Here is a 23,294-nt window from a genome sequence, read left to right as displayed (position 1 = left end):
TGCGTCCACCCTTCGTTGACAGCCGCCATGGCCGCGCCCACACTGCAGGTGTGGAGATCCGAGTGCTCGGTGACCTCACGATCGACGGTGGAAGGCTCAGCCCCAAGGAGCGGTCCCTCCTCGCCGCCCTCGTCCTCCGGGCCGGCAACGTCGTCACACCGTCCGAGTTGGCCGGCGCGGTGTGGGGGGACGAGCCGCCGAGCACCTGGCCGAAGCAGGTGCAGGCGTTCGTCGTGCAGATCCGCCGCGCGCTGGGCTCGACGTCCATCGCGACGACGCGCGGCGGCTACCGGCTCCGCATCGATCCCGACTCGATCGATGCCGTGCGCTACGAGCGACTCCTCGAGAGCGCCGCACTCCACCGCACGAACGGCGACCCCGCGCGTGCCATCGACGTGCTCGAACGGGCGGACTCGCTCTGGACCGGGGTGCCGTACTCGGACCTCGGCGAGTGGCCGGCTTCGGTCGCCGAGGCGGAGCGCCTCGAGGAGATCCGGAAGTCCGCCGAGGAGGACCTGCAGGAGGCACGGCTGGAGTGCGGTGAGCACCGGGCCGTGGTGCCCGACGCGGAGCGCCTGGTCCGCGCCGACCCCCTCCGCGAACGACGGTGGGCGATCCTCGCCACGGCGCTCTACCGGAGCGGACGCCAGGCCGACGCCCTCGCCACGCTGCGCAGCGCGCGTGAGCGGCTGGCCGACGAACTGGGCATCGAACCCGGCGCCGAGCTCGTCGCGCTCGAGTCCGCGATCCTGCACCAGGATGCCTCCCTCGATGCGCCGCCCGAGCCCCAGCTGACGAGCGCGGACTGTCCCTATCGCGGCCTGCAGCCGTTCGGCACCGACGATGCGGAGGAGTTCTTCGGGCGGGACGCCGACATCCAGTCGACACTGGCCCGCCTCGCCGGGTCGCCGTTCCTCGCCGTCTCCGGGGCGTCGGGCTGTGGGAAGTCGTCGCTGGTGCTGGCCGGCCTCGTCCCGGCACTCCGGGCTCGCGGCGACTCCGTGGTCGTCATCGGCTCGGGGGCGACGCCGATCGCCCGACTCCGCGACGCACTGTCCGGTCGGGCCCACGCCGAGGTCGTCGTCATCGACCAGTTCGAGGAACTGTTCCATTCCGGTCTCCCGGGTGAACAGGTCTCGGAGTTCGCGGCGCTGATCGCGACGGCCGTCGCAGGGGCGCAGCGAGTGGTCGTCGCCGTGCGCGCCGACTTCCTCAGCTCATGCGCCGCCGAGCCGAGCATCGGACCCCTGTTCGCGTCGGGCGTGCACCTCGTCGGGCCGCTGGGTCCGGACGGGCTCCGGAGCGCCATCGAGGAGCCGGCTCGCCTCGCGGGACTCCGTCTCGAGCCGGGGCTCGTCGAGCTGATCCTGCGGGATGCCGCGGGGGCGCCGGGCGTGCTCCCCCATGTCTCGCACGCCCTCGTGGAGACCTGGCTGCGCCGTGAGGGCGCGACGCTCACCGTCGCCGGGTACGAGGATTCCGGCGGCATCTCGGGCGCGATCGCGAAGTCGGCCGACCAGCTCTACCTGTCGCTCGATCCCGACGCGCGGGCGACCTGCCGCGCCACGTTCCTGCGCCTCGTCGAGATCAGCGCGGACGGGGCGCCCATGCGCCGCCGGATCCCGATCACCCCGATGCGGCAGGACGCCGCGCACGACCGTGTGCTCACCGGCCTGGCGCGCGCCCGCCTGGTCAGCGCCGAGGAGGACTCCCTCGTCGTCGCGCACGAGTCGCTCGCGACCGCGTGGCCGCGCCTCCGGGGCTGGCTCGAGGACGACGCCGAGGGCGTCCGCGTCATGAGCGCGCTGGCGACGGCCGCGAACACCTGGGAGGCGGATGGACGGCCCGATGAGGACCTGTACCGCGGAGCTCGCCTCAACGCCGTCGTGGCATGGCGCGAGGCCGCTGAGCCGGAGCTCACCGATTCGGAGGGCGCCTTCCTGGAGGCATCCGCGGCACGGGAGCGGGCCGCCGTCGACGAGATCGAAGCCCGTGCCCGGCACGACCGTCGGCAGAACCGACGACTGCGCGTCCTGCTCGTCGCGGCCGTCACGCTGTTCGCCGTCGCCGTGACCGCCGGCGGCTTCGTCGCGGCCGGCTCGAACGAGACCGCGCACCAACGGGAGACGGCCCAGGTCGAGGCGCTCACGAGCACGGCGCGATCGCTGCGGGAAACCGACCGCGACGTCGCGGCCCTGCTCGCGGTGGAAGCCCATCGACGGTGGCCCGACGACCCTCGCGCGCGCTCCGCGCTGATGGGCGCGATGACGAGCTCCCACGGCCTCCTCGCGACGACGCATCTCGAGGGCGTCGAGGGCATGTCGGGCGCGCTCATCCCGGGAACGCGGCGCGCGGTCGCCGTGACCGCGACCGGGGTCGCGGTGTACGACATCGATTCCGGCGCACTCCTGTACCCCGTCGACCTGCCGCGGGACGGCCTCGCCTTCGACCTCGACAGTCGGATCGGCCCGGCGGTCAGCGGCAGCGGATCGCGGGTCGCGAATGCGGAGCGGATCTTCGACGACACCGATACGCGGGTGGGCACTCGGCTGTCCGTCGCGGACCTGGCTTCGGGTGCCATGGTCCGGCCGACCATCGAGCTCGACTTCCCGCTCACGTCCATCACGATGAACCACGAGGGCGACCTGGTCGCCGCGATCGACGAGACCGGCGCGCTGCGCCTCATCGAGGCGGACACGGGCCTCGTACGGCAGGTCACCGGTACCTCGACCCACCCGGCGCAGGAGGCGACGGATCGCGCCGGAGCAGCGCGCTTCACGACCGACGGGCGCCTCCTGTACGGCACGGTCGAGGGACCGCTGCAGGTGGTGGACCCGGACACGGCTGCCGTGCTCGCCACGGTGCCCATGCCCGCGGATTCGACGAACGTGTCCATGGCGGTCGTCTCCGACACGCGCGTCATCGCGGCGGGCGACCAGTGGATCTCGTCCATCGACATCGCCGCGGGCCGGGTCGACTGGTCGCAGCAGCTGGTCACCACGACCGACGATCCCTGCCCATGGGTGGCGGCATCCGTCGAGCTCCGGACCGTCTACTGCGGTGACCTGTTCGGCCACATCGACGAGCGGAGCCTGGACACGGGCGCGCCGACGGAGCGCTCGTTCGACCCCCAGCTCGGGTTCGTCGGCACCATGTCGGTCATCGAGGACCGGAAGGAGCTCGTGGTCGTCGGCCGCGGCACGGCGATCACGCGCTGGAAGCTCGACGGGTCCGGTGCCGTCACACGGGTCCTCGCGCCCGGTTGGGTGATCAGAGACCGGTACTCGCCGGAAGGGTCCAGCCTCGTCGTCGCCCGCCGAGCGGACGGCGTGGAGTGGTGGGGGGACTACCGCGAGTTCGCGGTGCTCGACACGCGCACGGAGGAGCTGGTCCACGTTCCCACCCCCTCGTTCGGGGTCATGTGGGCCGGCGAGTCGACCCTGGTGGGCGACATCGGCGGCGTCGGGCCGCACCGGACCGGCTACCTCGACCTCCGCACCGGAGAGCGCTATTCGGGCGATCCGTTCCCCGAGCAGGTCGAGAGCGTCTGGATGAACGCCCCGGGCGACCGGCTGCACGTGGGCCGGCCCGGCGGCGAGATCTGGACCATCGACCCGGCGACCGGGCGCCGCATCGAACCGACGATGAAGACCGACGGCGGCTATCCGGTCCTCATCTCGACGAGCCCCGATGGCGGCCGCGTGCTCGTGACGAGTTGGAACAACGAGTTCACGCCCGATTCGATCCTCTTCGACGGGGCGACCGGCGAACGGATCCGGAAAGGGCTCGTGGGCATCGGCAGGACGGCGCTGACAGCGCGGGACGAGGTCGCCACCATCTTCCGGCTCCAATCCGTCGTGCGCTACGACGCCGACACGTTCGAGCAGATCGGCGCTCTTCCGGGCGCCTCCGGGGGCCTCGACACCATGAACGTGAGCACCGACGGCCGCACCCTGAGCACGTACTCCCTGGACAACACGGTGACCCTCTACGACCTCGTGGGCGGCGTGCAGCTCGGCGACCCCATCCCGGTCTGGGGCGAGTGGAACTACGAGCTCGGTGGCGTCTACTCGGGAGTGCTTCGGGCGGATGGCGAAGAGCTCGCCGTCAACGTCCCGGCCGGCATCGCGGTGTGGGACCTGCGGCCGTCCGCGCATGCGGATGCCGCGTGCGAGATGGCGGGCCGTGACCTCACCCACGACGAATGGCTCACCTACCTCGGCGACCTCGGCGAGTACCGGTCGACGTGCGGGTTCGGAGCGGCCGGACAGGCCGAGCCCGCCGGCTAGGGCGCCGGCCGCCGAGGAGCGCGACCGTTCCGGCCGTGATGCACGTTCCCACGAGCAGGGCTCCCGCGCGGAGATGGCGATCCGCCGACACGTCGGACGCCGTCTCCGGCGACCTCGGGGCCGGCGTCGTCGTCATGCCGCGGCACGCGCGGCGTCGACCGCGGCGCGAACGATCGCGGCATCCGTGGTGTCGAACGCGGCCTCGCCCCCGCCCGGGCCGCTCGCTCCCCCGCGCGCCGAGCGCCCACGCGCCGAGAGGTGCACGGCGTCGATGCCGGCGGCCGCGAGCGTCGGGATGTCGTCGACCCGCACGCCGCCACCGGCCATGACCTCGAGCTCGCCATGCGCCTCGGCTGCCATCCGCGCGAGCACGTCGAGTCCGGCACGGCAGTCGGGCGCGCCGCCGGAGGTGAGCACCCGGCGCACGCCCGTGCCCGCCAGCGACGCCACGGCGGCCCGCGGATCCGCCGCGGCGTCGACGGCCCGGTGCACGGTGACATCGTTGCCGTCGGCGGCCTCGAGGAACGCGGCGGTGGCCGCGAGGTCGAGCGCCCCGGCATCCGTCAGCGCACCGACCACGACGCCGTGTGCGCCGAGCGAGACCGCGAGGCGGATGTCGCGCACGATCAGGTGCAGCTCATCGTCGTCGTAGGCGAATCCACCCCCTCGCGGGCGCACCAGCACGTGCACGAACGAGGGTGCGGATGCCGCGGCCGCCAGCTCCACCGCCGACGAGATCAGCCCCGCCGACGGCGTCAGGCCGCCGACTCCGAGCGCCTGGCACAGCTCCACGCGCGCGGCACCAGCCGCGAGGGCGACACGTACCCCGGCGGCATCCTGGACGGCGATCTCGACGGAGACGGGTGTGGCCATTCCGACACGCTACTTGGTCCTGCGCCGATGCTTCGACGACGTCGGCGCCCGCGAGCTGCGCCGGACGGGCAGGCGCCCGGCGCAGCGTCGGGACTCCGAACGCCGGACGACCACGAACGCTGCGCCGGACGGGCAGGCGCCCGGCGCAGCGTCGGGACTCCGAACGCCGGGCGACCACGAACGGCGGGGCCGGCCGAAGCCGACCCCGCCGTGCGCGTGGAGCGAACGCCGCGACTAGCGGGCGACCTCGCCGTCCACGTAGTCGTCGTCGTTCGACGCGTTCCAGGCGAAGAGCTTGCGCAGCTCGCGGCCGGTCGCCTCGATCGGGTGCGCCTCGCCCTTGGCGCGGAGCTCGAGGAACTCGGGGGCGCCGGCGTCCTGGTCGGCGATGAAGCGCTCGGCGAACGCGCCCGACTGGATGTCGGCGAGCACGGCCTGCATGTTCTCCTTGACGCGCGGGTCGATGACGCGCGGGCCCGAGACGTAGTCGCCGTACTCGGCCGTGTCGGAGACCGACCAGCGCTGCTTGGCGATGCCGCCCTCCCACATGAGGTCGACGATGAGCTTCAGCTCGTGGAGCACCTCGAAGTACGCGACCTGGGGCTGGTAGCCCGCTTCGGTGAGGGTCTCGAAGCCGTACTGCACGAGCTGCGAGACGCCGCCGCAGAGCACGGCCTGCTCGCCGAACAGGTCGGTCTCGGTCTCCTCGGTGAAGGTGGTCTTGATGCCGCCGGCGCGGAGGCCCCCGATCGCCTTCGCGTACGACAGCACGAGGGGCCAGGCGTTGCCCGAGGCGTCCTTCTCGACCGCCACGATCACGGGCACGCCGCGGCCCGCCTCGTACTCGCGGCGCACGGTGTGGCCCGGGCCCTTGGGGGCGACCATGACGACGTCGACGCCCTCGGGCGCCTCGATGTAGCCGAAGCGGATGTTGAAGCCGTGGCCGAACACGAGGGTCTTGCCTTCGGCGAGGTTGTCCTTGATCGACTCGGCGTAGATGTGGCGCTGGTACTGGTCGGGCGCGAGGATGACGATCACGTCGGCCTCGGCCGCGGCATCCGCGACGCTCTTGACCTCGAACCCGGCCTCCTCGGCCTTGGGCTTCGACTTCGAGCCGTCCTTGAGTCCGATGACGACCTCGACGCCGGAGTCGCGGAGGTTCTGCGCGTGCGCGTGGCCCTGCGAGCCGTAGCCGATGACGGCGACCTTCTTGCCCTGGATGAGCGAGAGGTCGGCGTCCTTGTCGTAGTAGATCTCAGCCATGTGCTGTTCTTTCTCCTTGGTTTCGGTTCAGGTGACGGATGCCGCGACGGCGTGCTGCGGCATCCGCGTTCAGTTCTTGAAGACGCGCTCGGTGATCGACTTGCCGCCGCGGCCGATCGCGAGGAGGCCCGACTGGGCGATCTCCTTGATGCCGTAGGGCTCGAGCACCTTGAGCAACGCGGTGGTCTTGCCGGAGTCGCCCGTGACCTCGATCACGAGCGCGTCGGTCGAGACGTCGACGACTCGCGCGCGGAAGAGGTTCACCGCCTCGAGCACCTGCGAGCGCGTGGCGTTGTCGACGCGCACCTTGATGAGCAGGTGCTCGCGCTGCACCGACTGGGCGGGGTCGAGCTCGACGATCTTGATGACGTTGATGAGCTTGTTCAGCTGCTTCGTCACCTGCTCGAGCGGCAGGTCCTCCACGTCGACGACGACCGTGATGCGGGAGAGCCCGTCGATCTCGGAGTGGCCGACCGCGAGCGACTCGATGTTGAAGCCGCGGCGGGCGAACAGTCCCGCGACGCGGGTCAGCAGGCCGGGCTTGTCCTCGACGAGGAGGGAGAGCACGTGGGTCGACATGGTCAGTCCTCCTCGCTGAAGGCCGGCGAGTGATCGCGGGCGTACTGGATGTAGCTGTTCGACACGCCCTGCGGCACCATCGGCCACACCATCGCGTCCGCCGAGACGACGAAGTCGATGACGACGGGGCGGTCGTTCGTCTCGAGGGCGAGCTTGATCGCGGCGTCGACCTCCTCCTCCTTCGTCACGCGGATGCCGAGTGCCCCGTAGGCCTCGGCGAGTGCGACGAAGTCGGGGATGCGCACCGTGTCGTGCCCGGTGTTGAGGTCGGTGTTCGAGTAGCGGCCGTCGTAGAACAGCGTCTGCCATTGCCGCACCATGCCGAGCGACGAGTTGTTGATGACCGCGACCTTGATCGGGATGTCGTTCAGGGTGCAGGTGGCGAGCTCCTGGTTGGTCATCTGGAAGCATCCGTCGCCGTCGATCGCCCACACGACCCGGTCGGGCTCGGCGACCTTGGCGCCCATGGCCGCGGGCACCGCGTAGCCCATGGTGCCGGCGCCGCCCGAGTTCAGCCAGGAGTTGGGACGCTCGTACTTGATGAACTGCGCCGCCCACATCTGGTGCTGGCCGACGCCGGCGGCGTAGACGCCCTCGGGGCCGGTGAGCTCGCCGATGCGCTGGATCACGTGCTGCGGCGCGAGCAGGCCGTCGGAGGGACGCGTGAACCCGAGCGGGAACTCCGAGCGGAGCCCGTCGAGCGTCGCCCACCACTCCTCGAGGTCGGGCGTCGTCGTGGTGATCGCCTCGCGGTACCCGGCCAGCAGGTCGACCAGCACGTCCTTCAGGTCGCCCACGATCGGCACGTCGGCCGTGCGGATCTTCGAGATCTCGGCGGGGTCGATGTCGACGTGCACGACCTTCGCGTTGGGCGCGAAGAGCGCCGACTTGCCGGTGACCCGGTCGTCGAAGCGCGCTCCGAGGGCGACGAGCAGGTCGGCCTCCTGCAGCGCGATCACGGCGGGAACCGTGCCGTGCATGCCGGGCATGCCGAGGTGCTGCTGGTGGGAGTCGGGGAACGCGCCGCGCGCCATCAGCGTGGTGACGACGGGCGCGTTCGTCGCCTCGGCGAGCTCGACGAGCTCCTCCGACGCGCGCGAGCGGATGATCCCGCCGCCCACGTAGAGCACCGGGCGCTTCGCCTCGGCGAGCATCTGCGCCGCCGCGGCGACCTGCTTGCCGTGGGCCTTCGTGATCGGGCGGTACCCGGGCAGGTCGACCTTCGGCGGCCAGCGGAACATGAACTTCGCCTGCTGCGCGTCCTTCGTGATGTCGACGAGCACGGGGCCGGGGCGTCCGGTGGTGGCGATGTGGTACGCCGCGGCGATCGTGCCGGGGATGTCCTCCGGGCGCTTCACGAGGAAGGAGTGCTTCGTGATGGGCATCGTGATGCCGACGATGTCGGCCTCCTGGAAGGCATCCGTGCCCATCAGGTTCGAGAACACCTGGCCGGTGATCGCGAGGATCGGCACCGAGTCCATGTGCGCGTCGGCGATCGCCGTGACGAGGTTGGTGGCACCGGGGCCGGACGTCGCGATCGCGACGCCGAGCTTGCCGCTCGATGACGCGTAGCCCTCGGCCGCGTGGCCGGCGCCCTGCTCGTGGCGCACGAGGATGTGGCGGAGCTTGCGGCTGTCGAGCAGCGGGTCGTAGACGGGGAGGATCGCGCCGCCGGGCAGCCCGAAGACGTCGGTGATGCCGAGCATCTCGAGCGAGCGCACGACCGCCTCGGCACCCGTCATCTCCACGGGCGCGCCGGGCGGCACGGGGGCGGGCGAAGGCACGGGTGTTGCTTCCGTGGTCATTCGATTCCTGTTCTTGGTGGACGGTGTGCGGGAGCGCAGCACTCAGCCCGTGGTGGCGCCTTCTGCGGCGGAACGCACGAGCTTGGAGTACTTCGCGAGGACGCCACGGGTATAGCGCGGGGGAAGCGGAGCCCAGCCGTCGCGGCGGGCAGCCAGCTCGGCATCGTCGACCAGTAGGTCGATGGAACGAGCTGCGATATCGACCCGTATCAGATCACCATCGCGCACGAAGGCGATAGGACCTGCGTCCACCGCTTCGGGTGCCAGATGGCCGATGCACAGGCCGGTTGTGCCGCCGGAGAATCGACCGTCCGTCAAGAGTAGTACATCTTTTCCGAGCCCCGCGCCCTTGATGGCCGCGGTGATGGCCAGCATCTCGCGCATGCCGGGCCCGCCCTTCGGCCCCTCGTAGCGGATGACGACGACGTCGCCGTGCTTGATCTCGCCGGCCGTGAGCGCGTCCATCGCCGCGCGCTCGCGCTCGAAGACCCGCGCGGGGCCCTCGAACGTCGCCGCGTCGAAGCCGGCGGTCTTGACGACCGCGCCCTCGGGTGCGAGCGAGCCGTGCAGGATGGTGAGCCCGCCGGTCTCGTGGATCGGGTTGTCGAGGGTGCGCAGCACCTCGCCATCGAGCGGCGCGATGTCCATCTCGGCGAGGTTCTCGGCGAGCGTCTTTCCGGTGACGGTGAGCGCGTCGCCGTGCATCAGGCCCGCGTCGAGCAGCGCCTTCATGAGCACCGGCAGTCCGCCGCGGCGGTCGACGTCGTTCATCACGTACTTGCCGAACGGCTTCAGGTCGCCGATGTGGGGCACCTTCGAGCCGATGCGGTTGAAGTCGTCGAGGGTGAGCTCGACGTCGGCCTCGCGGGCGATCGCGAGCAGGTGCAGCACGATGTTCGTGGAGCCGCCGAGGGCCATGCCCACCGCGATGGCGTTCTCGAACGCCTCCTTGGTGAGGATCCGGCGAGCGGTGATGCCGTGCTTCAGCAGGTTGACGACGGCCTCGCCCGAGCGGTGCGCGTAGTAGTCGCGACGACGGTCGGCGGATGCCGGCGACGCCGACCCCGGCAGCGAGAGCCCGAGTGCCTCCGCGACCGATGCCATGGTGTTGGCGGTGTACATGCCGCCGCAGGCACCCTCGCCCGGGGCGAACGCGCACTCGATGCGCTTCGCGTCGGCCTCGCTCATCGTGCCGGCGCGCACCGCGCCGACCGCCTCGAACGAGTCGATGATCGTGATGTCCTTCTCGGTGCCGTCGGACAGGCGCACCCAGCCGGGCGCGATCGAGCCCGCGTAGAGGAAGACCGAGGCGAGGTCGAGCCGCGCGGCCGCCATGAGCATGCCGGGGATCGACTTGTCGCAGCCGGCGAGCAGGACCGAGCCGTCGAGCCGCTCGGCCTGCATGACGACCTCGACCGAGTCGGCGATGACCTCGCGCGAGACGAGCGAGAAGTGCATGCCCTCGTGGCCCATCGAGATGCCGTCGGAGACGGACACGGTGCCGAACTGCAGCGGGTATCCGCCCCCGCCGTGCACGCCCTCCTTCGCGGCCTGCGCGAGGCGGGCGAGCGAGAGGTTGCACGGGGTGATCTCGTTCCACGAGCTCGCGATGCCGATCTGCGGCTTGTCCCAGTCCGCATCGCCCATGCCGACGGCGCGGAGCATCCCGCGGCTCGTCATGGCCTCGATGCCGTCGGTGACGGTGCGACTGCGCGGTTTGGGATCGAACTCCGACATGCAGTCGAGTCTATGTCCAGGGAGAAGCGCCCTCGCGCGCCGCGTCACGCGCATCGGCCAGGCGCTCGAGCAGCTCGGCGACGTCTTCCGGGCTGCGCACGCGGTACGTCGCGATCGACTTGCCCTGGCCGACCTTCACGCCCACGTCGTCGTCGTCGAGGGCGGCGAACGCGTCCTCGTCGGTCACGTCGTCGCCGATGTAGATCGTGGCCGTCGCCCCCACGTGCTGGCGCAGGCGGGCGAGCGACTCCCCCTTGTCGCTCGAGCGCACGGCGAACTCGAGCACCGCCTTGCCCGTGCGCACCGTGATGCCGAGGAGCTCGGCCTCGACCTTGTCGCGGGCCGAGTGCTGCAGCGCCGTGCCGGCGGTCGTGCTCAGCCGGCGCGTGTGGAGGGCGAGGCCCGCGGGCTTGCGCTCGATCCACGCGCCGTCGGCACCGGCCGCGACCTCCTCCACGATGGACGAGAGCCGCTCGAGCTTGGCCATCTCCGAGTCGCGCAGGTCGATCGTGACGCCGGCCGGGTCGAGCTGGAGCTCGACGCCGTGCGATCCGCTCAGCAGGGTGCCGTCGGGAGGGCTCGCGACCTCGTCGAGGCTCGCGAGCGCGCGACCCGAGACGATCGCCACGCGGGTGTCGTCGGCGACCGCGAGGCGCTCGATCGCGGCGCGCGAGCGATCGGTGGCGCGGGCATCCTCCGGCCGGTCGACGAGCGGGGCGAGCGTGCCGTCGAAGTCGAGTGCGACGAGCAGGCGCTCGGTGCTCGCCAGGGTCGAGATGGCCGCCTGCAGCGGGTCGGAGACGCCGGGTGCGATGATCCCGGCGCCCGTGAGCGTCTCGAGGAACGTCGCCGACCACTTGGCCACGTCGTTCTCGCGCACGCGCCGGCGCAGGGCGCGCATGCGCCGCGAGCGCTCCCGCTTCGGCATCTGGACCGACTCGACGATCGCGTCCTTCAGCCCCTCGATGTCGTGCGGGTTCACGAGCACGGCCTGCCGCAACTCGTCGGACGCCCCGGTGAACTCGCTGAGCAGCAGCACGCCGTCGGCGTCGAACCGGCACGCCACGTACTCCTTGGCGACCAGGTTCATGCCGTCGCGGAGCGCCGTCACGAGCATCACGTCGGCGGCCAGGTAGAGGGCCACCATCTCCTCGCGCGGGTACCCGTGGTGCAGGTACGCCACGGCCTGGTGCCCGAGCGTGGAGAAGTCGCCGTTCAGCCGGCCCACGGCGAGCTCGATCTCGTCGCGCAGCTGCCGGTAGGTCTCGACGCGCTCGCGGGACGGGCTCGCGACCTGCACGAGGGTGACGTCCTCGACCTTGAGGCGCCCGTCGCGGAGGAGCTCGTTGAACGCCTTCAGGCGGTGGCGGATGCCCTTCGTGTAGTCGAGGCGGTCGACGCCGAGCATGATCGTCTCGGGGTTGCCGAGGCTCTCGCGGATCTCGCGGGCGCGGGCCTGGACGTCGGGCCGGCGGGCGATGGCCTCGAATCCGGCCGCATCGATCGAGATCGGGAAGTGGCGGGCCACGACCCGCCGCGTCTCGCCGTTGCCTGCGGGCGTGTCGATGATGGTGCCGTGCGTCTTGTAGCCGAACAGGCGGCGCACCGCACGCGAGAAGTTGCCGGCATCCGCTGCCCGCTGGAAGCCGATCACGTCGGCGCCGAGGAGTCCGTCGACGACCTGGCGACGCCACGGCAGCTGCGAGTAGATGCCGTAGGCGGGGAAGGGGATGTGGTTGAAGAACCCGATCACGAGGTCGGGGCGGGTCTCGCGCAGCATCCGCGGCACCAGCTGCAGCTGGTAGTCCTGCACCCAGACGACGGCGCCGTCGGATGCCGCGCGCGCGGCCGCCTCGGCGAACCGGCGGTTGACGCGCACGTACGCCTCCCACCACTCGCGGTGGAACGACGGCGGTGCGATCACGTCGTGGTAGAGCGGCCAGAGCGTGTCGTTCGAGAACCCCTCGTAGTACTCCTCGAGCTCGTCGGCCGAGAGGGGCACGGGGATGATGGAGATGCCGTCGTGCTCGAACGGGTCGAAGTCGCGGTCGGCGACGCCGGTCCAGCCGATCCAGGCGCCGTCGGCGGCTCGCATGACGGGTTCGAGCGCCGTGACCAGTCCGCCGGGCGAGCTCTTCCAGTGCGTCTCCCCGCCCGGACCCTCCTGGTAGTCGACCGGGAGCCGGTTCGAGACGACGATCATGTCGTACACGTGGTCGACGTAGAGTTCGTCGCGTTCCGATCCAGGGGCCTGCATGGTGTCGGATGTCCCTCCCTCGCGCTCCGCTCAGGCTAACAGTCCACCTGCCGGCCGTCGGCCCCACGGCTGGACTGCGCGCGGCATCCCGATCGGCACCGCCGACGCCGTCTGGCCCGGGCTGGGCTCCCGACGAGCCGCCCGGCGCCTGAACGCCGGGCGACCCCGATCGGCTCAGCCGAGGGCCGCCGCCGCGAACCCGATCGAGCGGATGCCCCGCCGTCGCGCCACGACGAGCAGCGTGCCGATGACGCCGCCGAGTCCGAACAGTGCGACCACTCCGGCCGCCGCCGCCACCGCTCCCCCGGACGCCCCCGCCACGATGAGCTGCATGCCCTGCACCGCCCAGGTGAGCGGCAGGAACGGGCTGATCGCCTGGAACGGCCCGCTGAGCACCTCGACGGGGTAGAGCCCGCCGGATGCCGCGAGCTGCAGCGCCACGAGCACGAGCGACACGAGCATCCCGGCGCGGCCGAGCGCCACCGTGAGGAACGCGTGGACCGCCGTGAATGCGAGGGCGAGGAGCGCCGCGAACGCGAGCGTCTGGGGCAGCACGCTCCACGCGACGCCGAGCGCGCCGTGCAGGAGCAGCACCACGGTCACGGCCTGCGCGAGCGCGAGGAGGCCGGTGCGCGCGAGGGCCCGGGTGACGAGGCCGCCCGTCGACGCGGTGCTGCGCAGCGCTTCGCGGGTGAACGGCCGGAACACGAGGAACACCGCCATCGCGCCGAGCCAGAGCCCGATGGGCACGAACAGCATGCCGATGACCTCGCCGATCGACCCGATCTCGTTGTTCCGCGCGGTCGTCGACGTGACGGGCTCCGACACGACGTCGGCCGTGCCGGACGCATCGATGTCGGTGAGCGCCTTCGCCTGCTCGGCACCGGTGGTGAGGCCCGCGGCGAGCTCGCCGGCACCGCCCGCGAGCTGCGTCGCGCCGCTCGCGGCGTCCGCCGCGCCCGTCGACAGCGCGCCGAGGCCGGCCGCGAGCTCGTCGATCCCGGAGGCGAGCCCGTACCCGCCATCGCGGATCGCTGCCGAGCCGCCGGAGAGCTGGGCTGCACCCGCGGCCGACTGGGCGATGCCGGATCGCAGTCCGCCGATCGCGGTCGAGGTCGAGCCGGCGAGCTCCTGCCCCTGGGCGGAGAGCGTCGAGAGTCCGCCGCCGATGCCCTCGACGCCGGCCCGCAGCTGGCAGAGGTCGGTCAGCTGGGGCGGCAGCGGGGTGGTGGCGCACGTGGCCATGCCGCCGGTCGCCGTCGAGACGGTCTGGTCGATCAGTCCCACGAGGCCCGGCTGGAGGGCGCTGTAGCTGGTGCCGAGCTGCGAGACGCCGCCGGTGTAGCCGGCGACGCCGTCCGACAGGGCGGTGAGTCCTCCCGCTCCGTCACTCAACTGGCCGAGGCCGCCCGCGAGGGCATCGACGCCGTCGGCGTACTGCGCGACGCCGTCGGCATAGGCGGAGGCGCCGCTCGCGGCATCCGTCGCCCCGGAGGCCGCCGACGCGACGCCGCTCGAGAGCTGGCCGAGCCCGCCGGCGAGCGAGTCGACGCCCGACGAGACCTGCGTGGCCCCGTCGGCCGCGTCGCCGAGGGAGCCGCCGACCGCGGCGAGGTTCGAGTAGAACCCCTCGAGGTACTGCGCGGTGAGCTCCCGGCCGAACGCGGTGGTCATCGCGTCGCCGACGGACTGCGCGACCGAGCCGGCCAGGTAGCCGTGCGCGTCGTCGGTGCGGATGTCGAGGTTGGCCTTCGTGGGAGCCTCCCCCGAGAGCGACGTGACCGACGCCGAGAAGTCGCTCGGGATGGTGAGCACCGCGTAGGCATCGCCGGACTCGAGCAGTTTCGCGGCCTCGTCGTCGTTCGAGATCGTCCACGAGAAGCCGGCGGTCTCGGGTGCGGTCAGCTCGGTGACGAGCTGTCGTCCGGCGAGCACGGGCTGGTCGGTGCCGTCGGGCAGGGTCATCGTGACCATCTCGTCGTTGTTCACGACGACCGCGGGGATGGTCTCGACGTTCTCGGTCGCACCCGCGAAGGCGCCGGACACGAGGCCCGCGACCGCGAGCGGCACGGCGATCACGGCCACGACGAGCGCGCCGTAGCGCACGCGACGCTCGGCGGGGGTTGAGCCGAAGAGCCGGGAGAGTCGGGTGCTCATCGGGCGACCTCCTTCTTGGTGGAGACGGGTTCGAGGGTGCGGATGCCGCGTGCGGCGAGTTCGGGCGAGGCGTCGGGAGTGGCCGCCGAGGCGCCCAGGCCCACGATGAGCGTCACCGAGGCGGGCACGAGGCGCGCGAGCGCCTGCCAGAGCTCGGCGCTCGAGGCGCCCGGGTCGTCGTCGAGGTCGACCACGACGGCATTCGGCCGTTCGGCGAGCGCCGCGGCGACGGCCACGAGGGTGCGGGCCTCGACGCCGAGCGCGGAGAGCGGGGTGTCGTCGGTGAAGCGCGGTCCGTCCGGGCCGTGCCCGGCGGCGTCGGCGGCGCGTCCGACCCAGGTGCGCACGAGCGCGTTCGACGGCGCGAGGCGGTACCACGGGCGGGTCGCGTCGGCGCGGCGCGCGACGAGCTCGCCGACCGTGGCGCCGGTCGCGGCATCCGGGGCCACCTCGGCGATCGCCACGCAACGCATCACCGTTCCCGCTCCAGATGGCAGCGGCACGCCGAGCACGGCGAGGCGACCGGACACGGGCGCGAGCCGGCCAGCGAGCGTGGCCGCGACGACGCGGCGGTCGACGGCATCGCCGCGCACGACGAGCACGCCTCCGCTCGGCACCTCGACGGCGATCGGGCCGATGGGGCGCTCGGGCAGGCCGAACACCGCGTCGTCGGCGTTGACGGCGGCGGGGCGCGCGGCGGCCCAGTCGGCCTGCGCGAGGTGGGCGCGCAGCCCCTCGCCCTCGATGTCGACGTCGGGCAGGCGCTTCGCGAGCCACTTCGGCAGCCACCACGCACCCCGGCCGGCCAGCGCCATGGCGGCGGGCACGAGGGTCATGCGCACGAGGAACGCGTCGAAGGCCACGCCGATGGCGAGCGCGAAGGCGATGCCCTTGATGGCCCCCGACCCTTCCGGCACGAAGGCGAAGAAGACGAAGAACATGATGAGCGCCGCCGCGGTGACGACGCGCGCGGCGTGCTGGAACCCGTGCACGATCGACGAGCGCGGCTCCTTCGTCTTCACGAACTCCTCGCGCATGCCAGACACGAGGAAGACCTCGTAGTCCATCGCGAGCCCGAACAGCACGGCCATCAGGAGGATCGGCAGGAAGCTGAGGATCGGGCCGGGTTCCACGTGCAGGAGATCGGCGAACCAGCCCCACTGGAAGATCGCGACCGTGACGCCCAGCGCCCCGAACGCGGAGAGCAGGAAGCCGAGCGCGGCCTTGATCGGCACGAACACCGAGCGGAAGACGATGAGCAGCAGCACGATCGACAGGCCGACCACGATGAGTGCGAACGGCACGAGCGCGTCGGTCAGCCGGTTGGAGATGTCGATCGCGACGGCCGTGTACCCGGTGACCGCGATCGGGGTGCCGTAGTCGGCCTCGAGCTCGGGCGCGAGCCCGCGGATCTCCTCGACGAGGGCCTTCGTCTCGGGGGTGTTGGGGGCGCTCTCGGGCACGACCTGGATGATCGCCGTGTCGACCGTCTCGTTCGGCAGCCCCTGGCCGACGTACGCGACGTCGTCGAGCTCGCCGAGGCGGGCGCCGATGGCGTCGAGGTCGTCGAAGATGTCGGTGGTCTGCGTGATGTCCACCGTGACGATGAGGGGGCCGTTGTAGCCGGGGCCGAACCCGTCGGCGATGAGGTCGTTCGCGTTCGCATCACTCGACGCTGAGGTGTCGGCGCCGCCGCTCGGAAGGTTCAGGTCGAGGCTGAGCGCGGGCACGGCCGCGGCGCCGAGCAGCCCCACGACGAGCACGACGAAGACGACCGGCGCCTTCAGCACGAGGTCGACCCACCGGCGACCCATGGTGCGCTTCGCGCCGTCGTCGGCGGCGTTGGCGCGACGGTGGGCGCGGCTCGTCGCCTTGGGCGTGAGCCGGCGCCCGAGCACGCCGAGCAGCGCGGGCAGCAGGGTGACGGCGCCGACGACGGCGATGAACACGGCGAATGCGGCCGCCACGCCCATGACGCTGAGGAACGGGATGCCGACGACGAGCAGGCCGAGCAGCGCGATGATCACGGTGAGGCCCGCGAACACCACCGCACCGCCGGCGGTGGCCACGGCCTCGGCGGCGCTCTCCTCCGGGTCCTGCCCGCGCGCGAGCTGCGTGCGATGTCGCGAGAGGATGAAGAGCGCGTAGTCGATGCCGACCGCGAGGCCGATCATGACGGCGAGCATGGGGGCGGTGTTCGACACCGGCGCGAACGCCGCGACGATCGAGATGCCGCCGAATGCGGCGCCGACGCCGATGAGCGCGGTCAGCAGCGGCAGGCCCGCCGAGAGCAGCGAGCCGAAGGTGATGAGCAGCACCACGCCCGCGAAGAGCACGCCGAAGACCTCGGTGATGGTGAGCCCGAAGTCCGTGTCCTGGAAGACCTCACCCCCGAATGCGACCACGAGCCCCGCGTCGCGTCCGGTCTCGCCGGTGGCGGTCACGGCCTCGATGGAGGCATCCGTGACGTCGGTGGTCGGGCTGTCGAACTGCACCTGGATGTACGCCGTGCGCGCGTCATCCGACACCTGCTTGCCGGCGTACTCGTCGAACGGGCCGAGCACGCTCGCGACGCCCTCGACGCCCTCGAGGTCGGCCTCCATCGCGGTGATGGCGGTGCGGTACGGCTCGTCATCGACGGATGCCCCGTCGGGTGCCTCGACGACGGCCTTCACCGCGGCGCCCGCGGTCTGCGGGAAGACGGCGGCGAGCTTGTCGATCGCCTCCTGCGACTCGGTGCCGGGGATGGCGTAGGACTCCTGGAGCTGGCCGCCGAGGCCGATGCCGGCGCCGAGGAGGGCCGCGAGGGCGACCGCCCACGCGACGATGACGAGCCATGCCCGTCGGAACGCGAATCGTCCGATTCGGTGGAGGAAGAGGGCCACGGTGTCTCTCAGTCGGTGGTGGGGGTGGAACGGCGGTCGGCCGGGGCGAGCAGGTCGGCGAGCACGGCGTGCAGCGACGCCGCCAGCTCGTCGTCGGCGGGGAGGTGGTCGTCGTCGACGAATGCACGGCCGGCCGTGAGCAGGAATGCGGCGCCGCCGAGCGCGACGCCGAATCGCACCTGGTCGGTCACGCTCTCGCGCTCCTGGTTGATCGCCTCGGCGAGCCGGCGCACGGCGGCGTTGGCGCGCGCGATGATCGGCAGCTGGGAGAGGCTCGGACCCTGGATGATGAACACGTGCACGGCCTGGCGGTTCTCGAGCAGCAGGTCGACGATGCGGTCGACGAGGCGACGACGGCGATCGCTGCGTCCGCCCAGGAGGAAGTCGTCGAGCACCGCCTCGAACTCGGAGATCGCCGGCTCGATCGCCGCCTCGAGCAGGGCCTCCTTGGAGGCGTAGTGGTACAGCACGCTCGACTTGGAGTAGCCGGCATGGTCGGCGATGTGCTGGAGCGACGTGGCGGCGAATCCGACGGTGGCGAACTGCTCGAGCGCGGCCTGCTTCAGTTCGTCGGCCGCGCGCACGCGCGACGTCGGGTGGGCATCGGTGGGCATGGTTCGACGGTAGTTGACCGATCGGTCAGCTTCTGCACGATCGGTCAGATTCACGGATGACTCCCAGTCATGCCGGGCGAGCCGGTAGCGTTGCGACATGCGCAAGTACCTCTTCAGCGGGGCCGTGATCAGCTCGATCTTCGGCGGGATCGGCGTCGTCAAGGCCACCGCGTCCGGCCCGAGGGACTGGCGCCTCCTCCTCATGTGGATCTCGTGGTTGGCGAGCCTCGCGATCGCGATCGGCACGGTCGCCGACGAGACGAAGCGGGCCGAGCTGACCGAGTAGCATCGGACCTCGGAGCCGAATCCCCCGCGGCCCCTCCCCCGGCGCAAGCCGGTGAGTGCGGCGTGTCTGGCGCGATCCGCGACGCGAGGGCCGAGACTGAAGTAGACCGAAAGGCCGCGCGACCCGTACCGCGCGGCCCGAACTCCACCGAGAGGGGCCACCGATGTTCCGCCGCTGGCGCAGAGCGAGGCTTGCAGCCCAGGCCGCCGCGCACGCCGCCGCCCCGAGCCCGCGCCCTACCGCGGCCGACCTGCGTGGCGAGCACCTCTTCGAGCTGCTGAACGCGAAGCTCTCGGAGTTCATCGGCCCCGGCGGAGCCTGGGCCCTCGTGCGTCGCACCGACGCCGACACCGACCGCATCTTCCACGCGATGCTGACGCACCAGATCGCGGCCGAGCTCACCCGCACGCTGCTCGACGAACGCGACACCGTGGCCGTCGTCGTACCCGCCGAGGACGAACCGCTCGCCCTGAGCTGGGAGCCGGCGCCGCTCGTCGTCTGGGCCGACCCCGTGGTCGTGCCCGAATCCGAGGCGGATGCCGCAGCGCTGCCCTCGATCGGATCGTCGGCCGACCTCGAGGCCCGCGCCGCCTGATCGCCGGCCCTCGGCACCGCCGCTCCAAAATCGCCCCGCGATTCTTGTACGGCCGGATCGAGAAGACGCTCCTGCGCCTTTCGTAGCGTAAGACCCGGGCATCGTGCCCGCATCCGCCACGAGAGGGAGACCGATGAGCGCCGCCCGCAGCACCTCGAACCACGCACCCGAGCCGACCGCCCCCGAACCGGCCGTGCCCGCGACCACCGCCGCCACCGCGACCGACGGCTCCGAGATCGTCGCGCCGCAGCCGGGCGCGCCTCGCCCGCGCCGTCGCGGCACCGCGACCGACCTCGCCCAGGTCGCCGTCTTCGCCGCGCTGATCGCCGCACTCGGCCTGCCGGGAGCCCTCTACCTCGGCGGCACGGCCGTGCCGATCACGTTCCAGACGCTCGGCGTGATGCTCGCCGGAGCGATCCTCGGCGCCCGCAAGGGCTTCCTCTCGGTGCTGCTCTTCCTGGCGCTCGTCGCTGCGGGCCTCCCACTCCTCTCCGGAGGGCGCGGGGGCCTCTCCGTCTTCGTCGGCCCCTCGGTGGGCTACCTCGCCGGATGGCTCGTCGGCGTCGTCGTGATCGGCTGGCTCACGGCCCGGCTGCTCCCCCGCTACCGCGTGCCCGCCGCGCTCGGCGCGACGGCGCTCGGCGGCATCGTCGCCGTCTACCTGATCGGCGTGCCGGTGTTCGCCGCCATCACCGGAACGCCGCTGGACGTGGCCTTCGTCGGCTCGCTCGTCTTCCTGCCCGGCGACCTCGCCAAGGTCGTCGTCACCGTGCTCGTGGCGAAGGGCGTGCACCGCGCGTGGCCCGGCCTCATCGCCCCGCGGTCATGGCCGTGGCGTCGCGACGCGGCGGTGTCGTCCGGCGCATGAGCGACTGGCTGCGCGGCTCGTCGCACGACGTCGCCCTCGCATTCGGGGCCGACGTCGTGCGGTACGACGAGCTCGCTCGCGCCGCCGACGTCGTGCCGCTCCCGAGGGGCGACGGGCCGGTCGGATGCCCCGCAGGCACGGAGCCCGTCGCACTCGTCGCCACCGTGCTCGCCGCGCTCGACCGCGGGCGCCCGGTGCTCGTCGGCGGTGACCAGGCCGCTGCCGACGGGCTCGCCGGCCTCCTGCCCGCCGGCACCGAGCTCGCACTCCTGACCTCGGGATCGTCCGGCCGTGCCGCCATCCCGCGAGTCGTCGCCCGCACGAACGCATCCTGGCTCGCATCGGCCGGCCCGCTCGCGCGCCTCGCGGGGCTCGGCGCCGGCGATCGGATTGCGGCGACGGGGCCGCTGCACGTGTCGATGCACCTCTACGCGGTGCTCCACGCGCTCTGGCTCGGCGCGACGGCGACCGACTCCGTCGCCGGCGCGACCGCCGTCCACGCCACGCCGACGCGACTCGCACGCCTGCTCGACGATCCGACGGTGCCGCCGACCGCGATCGTCGCCGGCGCCGCGTCGGGTGGCGCGCTGCGCCGACGTGCGGCCGCGCGCGGCATCCGCGTCACCGAGTACTACGGCGCTGCCGAGCTCTCCTTCGTCGCCGCCGGACGCGACGGCCGTCTCGATCCGTTCCCGGGCGTGGAGGTCGAGCTGCGACGCGGCTCCACCGGACACGAGGTGTGGGCGCGGTCGCCCTACCTGGCGCTCGACGCCGTCGGCGACGGCATGCTCCGCCGCGGCCCCGACGGGTTCGCGACGGTGGGCGACCTCGCCGAGCGCACCGCCGACGGCGGCATCCGCATCCTCGGCCGTGGGGATGCCGCGATCACGACCGCGGGGGCCACCGTGCTCGCCGAGCACGTCGAGGCGCGACTCGCGGCACTGCCGGGGGTCGACGGGTCCGCCGTGCTCGGCGAAGCCCACGAGGTCCTGGGCCAGCGCATCCTCGCGGTGGTCGAGCTCGCCGACGGCGTCGAGCTGGAGCAGGTCGTCACGGCGGCTCGCGCCACCCTCCCGCCGGTCGAACTCCCCCGCCGCTGGTTCGTGCATGTCGTCCCCCGCACGGACTCGGGCAAGGTCGCCCGTGGGGCGCTGCGCGCGGCCCTCGCCGACGGCTCCCTGGGCGACGGGTATCCGGCGGCCGCGGCGTCCGGGCGGAGCGTCTCGTGAGCACCGGGGCCGTGATCGTGGCGGGCCGGCGGAGTGCCATCGCCACCGCCGGGCGCGCCTTCGCCGGCGCCACCGTCGACGCCCTCGCCGCCCCGGTGCTCGCCGAGGTCGCGCGGGCCGTCGCGCCCGCCGGGATCCCCGTCGACGACGTCGTGCTCGGCAACTGCATGGGGCCCGGCGGCGACGTCGCGCGCGTGTCCGCGCTCCGCGCCGGGCTCGGCACCCACGTGCCCGGCGTCACCGTCGACCGGCAGTGCGGCTCGGGCCTCGACGCGGTGATGCAGGCGGCCTCGCGGGTTCGGGCGGGCGACGCTCGGCTCGTCCTCGCGGGCGGCGCGGAGTCGGCCTCGACGGCACCCCATCGGTCGTGGCCCGGGTCGGGCGTTCGATACACGCGGGCGCCGTTCGCGCCCGGCGGCTTCCCCGATCCCGACATGGGCCCGGCCGCCGACCGGCTCGCCGCGGCGCTCGGCATCTCGCGTGCCCGGCAGGACGCGTGGGCGGCACGATCGCACGCCCGTGCGGCTGCGGCACAGCACGCGGGCGCGTTCGACGCCGAGATCGTGGCGATCGACGGGGTCCTTCGAGACGACCGGCCGCGCGCCGCGATGGACCTCGCCCGTCTCGCACGCTTCGCGCCGGCGTTCGCGAGCGACCATGCGACGGATGCCCCGCCCGGGTCGCCCGTCGATGCGGCATCCGGTCGCGGCACCGTGACCCCGGGCAACTCGTGCGGCTTCTCCGACGGCGCGGCCGCGATGGCGGTGACCAGCGAGGCCGTGGCCCGCGAGCTCGGCCTGCCGGCACTGCGGGTGCGCGCCGCCGCCGTCGCGGCGGGCGACCCCGCCCTGCCCGGCCTCGGCGCGGCGCCCGCCGCGCGGCTCGCCCTCGCCCGCGCCGGACTCGCCGCGACCGACCTCGGATTCGTCGAGATCACCGAGGCGTTCGCCGCGCAGGTGCTCGCCGTCAGCGACGAGCTCGGCCTCGACGAGGACCGCATCTCGGGCGACGGCGGGGCGATCGCGCTCGGACACCCGTGGGGGGCATCCGGTGCCGTGCTGCTCGTGCGGCTGGCCGCCCGCATGTCGGGTGCCGACGACCCGCGACCGGGCCTGGCGGCCTGCTCGATCGGCGGCGGACAGGGCGTGGCGATGATCGTGGAGCGGGTGGCATGAGCGAGATCGTGTTCGAGCGCGTGAGCCACGACTTCGAGGCCGAGCTCGTCGTCGACGACGTGTCGCTCGTGCTGCGCGAACGACGAGTCGGCATCGTCGGGGCGAACGGCTCCGGCAAGTCGACGCTCGCGCGCATGATCAATGGACTCGTGACACCCGCGTCGGGCCGGGTCGTCGTCGACGGCCTCGACGTGGCCAGGCAGGGACGGGAAGTGCGCCGGCGGGTCGGCTTCGTCTTCACGAACGCCGACAACCAGATCGTGATGCCCACCGTGCGCGAGGACGTGGCCTTCACACTGCGCCGCCACCGGCTCGAGAAGGCGGATGCCGCGGCCCGCGTCGACGCGGCCCTCGACCGCGTCGGGCTCACCGACCTCGCCGAGCGCCCTGCCCACCGCCTCTCGGGCGGGCAGAAGCAGCTGCTCGCGATCGCGTCGGTGCTCGTGGCCGCGCCGGCGATCGTGGTCGCCGACGAGCCCACCACGCTGCTCGACGCCCGGAACGCGCGCCGCGTCGCGGAGCACTTCGAGTCGCTCGACCAGCAGCTCGTCGTGGTCAGCCACCAGCTCGAACTCCTCGAGTCCTTCGACCGGGTCGTCGTCATGGAGGCGGGACGCGTCGTCGCCGACGACGTGCCCGGCGCCGCGCTCGACGCCTACCGGGCGCTCATCGGGTGAGCGCT

At 72.6% G+C, this 23,294-nt stretch carries 16 protein-coding genes; 7 read left to right on the top strand and 9 right to left on the bottom strand.

The window, feature by feature from the left end; all coding sequences use genetic code 11:
* The first annotated feature begins 50 nt into the window (after window positions 1-50).
* Window positions 51-4,289 carry an nSTAND1 domain-containing NTPase gene (locus tag EV187_RS08295; RefSeq protein ID WP_165391146.1) on the top strand — a complete coding sequence of 1,413 codons (4,239 nt, stop codon included), beginning with the start codon at window positions 51-53 and terminating at the stop codon, window positions 4,287-4,289.
* Window positions 4,290-4,421: 132 nt separating this feature from the next.
* Here the strand turns inward: EV187_RS08295 and EV187_RS08290 are convergent, their stop codons facing one another.
* The 9 genes from EV187_RS08290 to EV187_RS08250 all read right to left on the bottom strand — a co-directional run bounded on the left by EV187_RS08290 (window position 4,422) and on the right by EV187_RS08250 (window position 18,459).
* Entirely contained in the window at window positions 4,422-5,162 is a 741-nt protein-coding gene (locus tag EV187_RS08290; protein WP_130352600.1) for a copper homeostasis protein CutC, read from the bottom strand.
* Between the two features lie 234 nt (window positions 5,163-5,396).
* Window positions 5,397-6,425: a ketol-acid reductoisomerase gene (gene ilvC, locus EV187_RS08285; protein ID WP_130352599.1), complete on the bottom strand. Its 1,029-nt coding sequence runs from the start codon at window positions 6,423-6,425 to the stop codon at window positions 5,397-5,399.
* Window positions 6,426-6,494: 69 nt separating this feature from the next.
* Window positions 6,495-7,004, bottom strand: a complete 510-nt coding sequence (ilvN, locus tag EV187_RS08280) for an acetolactate synthase small subunit (RefSeq protein WP_130352598.1) — start codon at window positions 7,002-7,004, stop codon at window positions 6,495-6,497.
* Between the two features lie 2 nt (window positions 7,005-7,006).
* Window positions 7,007-8,746, bottom strand: coding sequence for an acetolactate synthase large subunit (locus EV187_RS08275; RefSeq protein WP_242609567.1), 1,740 nt, complete (start codon window positions 8,744-8,746; stop codon window positions 7,007-7,009).
* A 105-nt stretch (window positions 8,747-8,851) separates the two neighbouring features.
* The gene (gene ilvD / locus EV187_RS08270; RefSeq protein WP_130352596.1) at window positions 8,852-10,546 is read right to left on the bottom strand and encodes a dihydroxy-acid dehydratase; all 1,695 of its coding nucleotides are present in this window, start codon (window positions 10,544-10,546) and stop codon (window positions 8,852-8,854) included.
* Between the two features lie 10 nt (window positions 10,547-10,556).
* Window positions 10,557-12,803, bottom strand: a complete 2,247-nt coding sequence (locus EV187_RS08265; RefSeq protein ID WP_130352595.1) for a bifunctional alpha,alpha-trehalose-phosphate synthase (UDP-forming)/trehalose-phosphatase — start codon at window positions 12,801-12,803, stop codon at window positions 10,557-10,559.
* A 174-nt stretch (window positions 12,804-12,977) separates the two neighbouring features.
* Window positions 12,978-14,960 (bottom strand): YhgE/Pip family protein, encoded by a 1,983-nt coding sequence (locus tag EV187_RS08260; protein ID WP_130352594.1) that lies wholly within the window; start codon window positions 14,958-14,960, stop codon window positions 12,978-12,980.
* On the bottom strand, window positions 14,957-17,845 hold the full coding sequence (locus EV187_RS08255; protein ID WP_130352593.1) for an MMPL family transporter: 2,889 nt from the start codon (window positions 17,843-17,845) through the stop codon (window positions 14,957-14,959). The genes EV187_RS08260 and EV187_RS08255 overlap by 4 nt, the downstream gene beginning before the upstream one ends.
* An 8-nt stretch (window positions 17,846-17,853) precedes the next feature.
* A complete protein-coding gene (locus tag EV187_RS08250; protein WP_130352592.1) occupies window positions 17,854-18,459 on the bottom strand; it encodes a TetR/AcrR family transcriptional regulator in 606 nt (201 codons plus the stop codon).
* Between the two features lie 97 nt (window positions 18,460-18,556).
* Here EV187_RS08250 and EV187_RS08245 point away from each other — a divergent pair, with 97 nt between their 5' ends.
* From EV187_RS08245 to EV187_RS08220, 6 genes are all read left to right on the top strand, one after another.
* Complete coding sequence (locus EV187_RS08245) at window positions 18,557-18,745, top strand: hypothetical protein (protein WP_130352591.1); 189 nt, start codon at window positions 18,557-18,559, stop codon at window positions 18,743-18,745.
* Window positions 18,746-18,908: 163 nt separating this feature from the next.
* Entirely contained in the window at window positions 18,909-19,340 is a 432-nt protein-coding gene (locus tag EV187_RS08240; RefSeq protein WP_130352590.1) for a hypothetical protein, read from the top strand.
* A gap of 133 nt (window positions 19,341-19,473) precedes the next feature.
* Window positions 19,474-20,208 (top strand): biotin transporter BioY, encoded by a 735-nt coding sequence (locus EV187_RS08235; RefSeq protein WP_130352589.1) that lies wholly within the window; start codon window positions 19,474-19,476, stop codon window positions 20,206-20,208.
* Entirely contained in the window at window positions 20,205-21,437 is a 1,233-nt protein-coding gene (locus EV187_RS08230) for a long-chain fatty acid--CoA ligase (protein ID WP_165391145.1), read from the top strand. The genes EV187_RS08235 and EV187_RS08230 overlap by 4 nt, the downstream gene beginning before the upstream one ends.
* Window positions 21,434-22,612, top strand: coding sequence for a thiolase family protein (locus EV187_RS08225; protein WP_130352587.1), 1,179 nt, complete (start codon window positions 21,434-21,436; stop codon window positions 22,610-22,612). The genes EV187_RS08230 and EV187_RS08225 overlap by 4 nt, the downstream gene beginning before the upstream one ends.
* Complete coding sequence (locus EV187_RS08220) at window positions 22,609-23,289, top strand: energy-coupling factor ABC transporter ATP-binding protein (protein ID WP_130352586.1); 681 nt, start codon at window positions 22,609-22,611, stop codon at window positions 23,287-23,289. The genes EV187_RS08225 and EV187_RS08220 overlap by 4 nt, the downstream gene beginning before the upstream one ends.
* Window positions 23,290-23,294 lie beyond the last annotated feature (5 nt).

The organism is Agromyces ramosus, from assembly GCF_004216665.1.
Lineage (GTDB): Bacteria > Actinomycetota > Actinomycetes > Actinomycetales > Microbacteriaceae > Agromyces > Agromyces ramosus.
The sequence above is the reverse complement of the archived record's forward strand: the minus strand, read 5'-3'. Positions and strand labels throughout refer to the sequence as shown.

Bases quoted from the DNA above. Each gene is read 5' to 3' on its own strand.
- EV187_RS08290 (WP_130352600.1), bottom strand. From the start codon at position 5,162: ATGGCCACACCCGTCTCCGTCGAGATCGCCGTCCAGGATGCCGCCGGG.
- ilvC (WP_130352599.1), bottom strand. From the start codon at position 6,425: ATGGCTGAGATCTACTACGACAAGGACGCCGACCTCTCGCTCATCCAG.
- ilvN (WP_130352598.1), bottom strand. From the start codon at position 7,004: ATGTCGACCCACGTGCTCTCCCTCCTCGTCGAGGACAAGCCCGGCCTG.
- EV187_RS08275 (WP_242609567.1), bottom strand. From the start codon at position 8,746: ATGACGGGTGCCGAGGCGGTCGTGCGCTCGCTCGAGATGCTCGGCATC.
- ilvD (WP_130352596.1), bottom strand. From the start codon at position 10,546: ATGTCGGAGTTCGATCCCAAACCGCGCAGTCGCACCGTCACCGACGGC.
- EV187_RS08265 (WP_130352595.1), bottom strand. From the start codon at position 12,803: ATGCAGGCCCCTGGATCGGAACGCGACGAACTCTACGTCGACCACGTG.
- EV187_RS08260 (WP_130352594.1), bottom strand. From the start codon at position 14,960: ATGAGCACCCGACTCTCCCGGCTCTTCGGCTCAACCCCCGCCGAGCGT.
- EV187_RS08250 (WP_130352592.1), bottom strand. From the start codon at position 18,459: ATGCCCACCGATGCCCACCCGACGTCGCGCGTGCGCGCGGCCGACGAA.
- EV187_RS08245 (WP_130352591.1), top strand. From the start codon at position 18,557: ATGCGCAAGTACCTCTTCAGCGGGGCCGTGATCAGCTCGATCTTCGGC.
- EV187_RS08240 (WP_130352590.1), top strand. From the start codon at position 18,909: ATGTTCCGCCGCTGGCGCAGAGCGAGGCTTGCAGCCCAGGCCGCCGCG.
- EV187_RS08235 (WP_130352589.1), top strand. From the start codon at position 19,474: ATGAGCGCCGCCCGCAGCACCTCGAACCACGCACCCGAGCCGACCGCC.
- EV187_RS08230 (WP_165391145.1), top strand. From the start codon at position 20,205: ATGAGCGACTGGCTGCGCGGCTCGTCGCACGACGTCGCCCTCGCATTC.
- EV187_RS08220 (WP_130352586.1), top strand. From the start codon at position 22,609: ATGAGCGAGATCGTGTTCGAGCGCGTGAGCCACGACTTCGAGGCCGAG.